This window comes from Xenorhabdus anantnagensis (assembly GCF_028598555.1).
GTDB lineage: Bacteria > Pseudomonadota > Gammaproteobacteria > Enterobacterales > Enterobacteriaceae > Xenorhabdus > Xenorhabdus anantnagensis.
The window spans coordinates 1-2,523 of record NZ_JAQRFN010000066.1; the positions used below are offsets into that span (position 1 = coordinate 1).

The following is a 2,523-nucleotide window of genomic DNA, read 5'->3' on the forward strand; positions in this document are numbered from 1 at the left end:
TAACGATCTTGACCACTCTGATCCTGCCATTTGCGAGTCTGTAAAGCACCTTCGATATAAACCTGAGAACCTTTACGCAAGTATTTACCGGCGACTTCTGCCAATTTGCCGAATATCACTACGCGATGCCATTCGGTTTTCTCTCTCATCTCACCGGTTTGCTTGTCACGCCAGCTCTCAGACGTTGCTAGAGTAATGTTGGCGACTGCACCGCCATTCGGCATATAGCGAACTTCGGGGTCTTGGCCTAAGTTACCAACCAGAATGACCTTGTTAACTCCACGTTGTGCCATTTATGCCACCTCTGATTTCCTGAGTTCATATATTTCCTGCGCTTTCCCTTGCTCCGGCGTATCCCTGAGCGATTTATAGGCCTCAGCAAACGCGGCTTTTAATTCATCTATGCTCTGTGCTTTTCCTGCGCTTTCAGTAAAGTGAGTCAGATCTATCTCAGCTTTACTTCTTCCATCGTTCAGCCAGTCCATTAATCGTTTACCTGTTCCCTCATCAATGACGGTGAAATCAGCATTACTGAACAACCCTGTTCTGTCCTTGCTGGCTGTGGCGGTGTGAGTTTCATGGTTCAAATCCAGAACCGTAGTAAATTCATACTCAACACCGTCGCGCTGTTCTGATTTCATACCCAATTTATCAACGCGCTTTTTCCCGTTGCCATTATCGACCTGTGCAGTTTCCGTTTTACTGCGCATGGTGGCGATAATATTCACGTTTGAACGCAATATCGCATCCAGAAATTTATTATGACGAGGTGTGATGTCGCTCCATGCTGACCACGTATTCCCTCGATATTTTGCCTTAGCCAATCCATCCAGCATTTCCAGACAGCCACCCGTACCGCTCCATTCATGGGTGATACTGTCAATTATTAGGTTGTCGTACCCAGCATCCTGAGCGGCGTTGATGGCCTCAATGAATCTCTCTGGTGTGAATGGCGGGGCTAATTCCAGAACATCGAAGTTGAATCTGTCAGAATAGAGTGATGCGCTGCCTTTTTCTGTGTCGATAACCGCCGTTGTGCCACCTAGTCCCTTAGCTATAGTTAATGCCCCATAGGTTTTCCCTGAACCACTGGGGCCAGTTAAGGCCAGTCTCAGTTTGGCTTGTTTTCGCATTGCTTTAGCAAATTTCATGATTACCTCGCTAACCAATAATTGATGGTAAATTCAATATCAGGATCAATGTCAGGCTGCTTTAATAGCCATGCAAAATAGCTGGGGTTAGTTTGCCAAACCTCTTCAAATGTCATGCCTTTGTGCTTGCCAAACCTGAACTTGTACAGTAATGAGGGCTGGTGACTAATTTCCAACATTTCCTCATCAGACCAACCTGACTCATCCTTGATACACTTAAATAGTGCGGCTGTGACTATGCAGTCATACAGCGCCCTGTGTGCATGTAACCCATCCGGTACAAAAACATCCAGTTTGAGTGCATACCGTAGATATTGGTTACTATGACTTTCCATGTCTGGCCACAAACGCGTGGCTAATTTCAATGTGCAGATAAACGGTACGTCCATCTCCGGCATCATGTGTGAATCGAAAGCGGCATTATGAGCAACCAGAAAATCAGCCCCTTTGTATTTATCAATGACATCATTTATTAGCGGAGAATTAGCGACCATTTCATCGGTAATATGGTGAATAGCCATTGCGCTAATTGAGATGGGTTTTTGAGGGTCTACGAAATGGGATTGCTGGGTGGTGTAGTCAATGACGTTATCCACGACATCAATACTGGCTATCTCAACAATTCCACTGTCCATGTCACATGTTTCTGTGTCTACTACTCTATAAATCGTCAATTTTAATCTCCTGTCCAGATACCACCATCACGGCGGGTCGGTGAATAACCCCGATAATGGTCATATTCTGTGTGATGATTTTCGTAATAATCCCGCCACGCCTGCCGCTCCTGTTCGTCGCGTTGCTCTGCCATGTGCTGGGGTAGTGGGGGATTGAATGCGGCGAGGTGGTTGATGTTCCATATCCACTCTGCGTTAACGCGTTCCGTTGCGGTCATCATTGCGGGGTGAGCGGTGTGACTGGTGATGGCTGCGACTAGTTCCCTGAGATATTGCTGTCTCTCTGCTGGGTCTTTCGGCACAAAACGTCCTGTTGAGCGCCGGGGATACAGGTTCATGTGAAATCCCCCGCAAAATCCTGAGCACTGACGGGCAATCCATGCCGACCCAAAACCTCCCTCTGGTGTTCCAGTTCCCTGTGCTCGGCTATTTGTTCGTCCGTGTATTTCCGTTCCTGCTGCTCATCCTGAGCGCCGCAGGGGTTGCAATCGAAATGTCTCATGCGGTTACCTCTTCATCCTGATAATGGTCATTGAGCACTGAAATAATATCCTCGCGCTCTAAATAAGTGGTATTGCGCATGATTTCCTTGCCGTCTCCTTCCAGTTGCCATTTGGTATCATCATCAATGATTAATACGGTTCCGCCTCGTCCGTTAGACTCAGTTCTGAGTCGGCCATCACTGAGATCAATTTTTA

General features: G+C 47.0%; 5 protein-coding genes and 1 pseudogene. All 6 read right to left on the reverse strand.

Annotated features, from left to right (window positions below; translation table 11 throughout):
* A pseudogene (ssb1, locus tag PSI14_RS19745) lies at nucleotides 1-293 on the reverse strand (single-stranded DNA-binding protein SSB1); the annotation flags it as partial.
* Nucleotides 294-1,151: an ATP-binding protein gene (locus PSI14_RS19750; protein ID WP_273577684.1), complete on the reverse strand. Its 858-nt coding sequence runs from the start codon at nucleotides 1,149-1,151 to the stop codon at nucleotides 294-296. It abuts the pseudogene before it with no gap.
* Nucleotides 1,152-1,153: 2 nt separating this feature from the next.
* Entirely contained in the window at nucleotides 1,154-1,819 is a 666-nt protein-coding gene (exoX, locus tag PSI14_RS19755; RefSeq protein ID WP_273577688.1) for an exodeoxyribonuclease X, read from the reverse strand.
* Nucleotides 1,820-1,827: 8 nt separating this feature from the next.
* Nucleotides 1,828-2,163, reverse strand: coding sequence for a hypothetical protein (locus PSI14_RS19760; protein ID WP_273577685.1), 336 nt, complete (start codon nucleotides 2,161-2,163; stop codon nucleotides 1,828-1,830).
* On the reverse strand, nucleotides 2,160-2,327 hold the full coding sequence (locus tag PSI14_RS19765; protein ID WP_273577686.1) for a hypothetical protein: 168 nt from the start codon (nucleotides 2,325-2,327) through the stop codon (nucleotides 2,160-2,162). The genes PSI14_RS19760 and PSI14_RS19765 overlap by 4 nt, the downstream gene beginning before the upstream one ends.
* The coding region (locus tag PSI14_RS19770) for a hypothetical protein (protein ID WP_273577687.1) at nucleotides 2,324-2,523 on the reverse strand (200 nt) is incomplete at its 5' end. The genes PSI14_RS19770 and PSI14_RS19765, both read right to left, overlap by 4 nt.

Excerpts from the sequence above, each read along its gene's own strand:
- PSI14_RS19750 (WP_273577684.1), bottom strand. The coding sequence starts at position 1,151 with ATGAAATTTGCTAAAGCAATGCGAAAACAAGCCAAACTGAGACTGGCC.
- PSI14_RS19760 (WP_273577685.1), bottom strand. The coding sequence starts at position 2,163 with ATGAACCTGTATCCCCGGCGCTCAACAGGACGTTTTGTGCCGAAAGAC.
- PSI14_RS19765 (WP_273577686.1), bottom strand. The coding sequence starts at position 2,327 with ATGAGACATTTCGATTGCAACCCCTGCGGCGCTCAGGATGAGCAGCAG.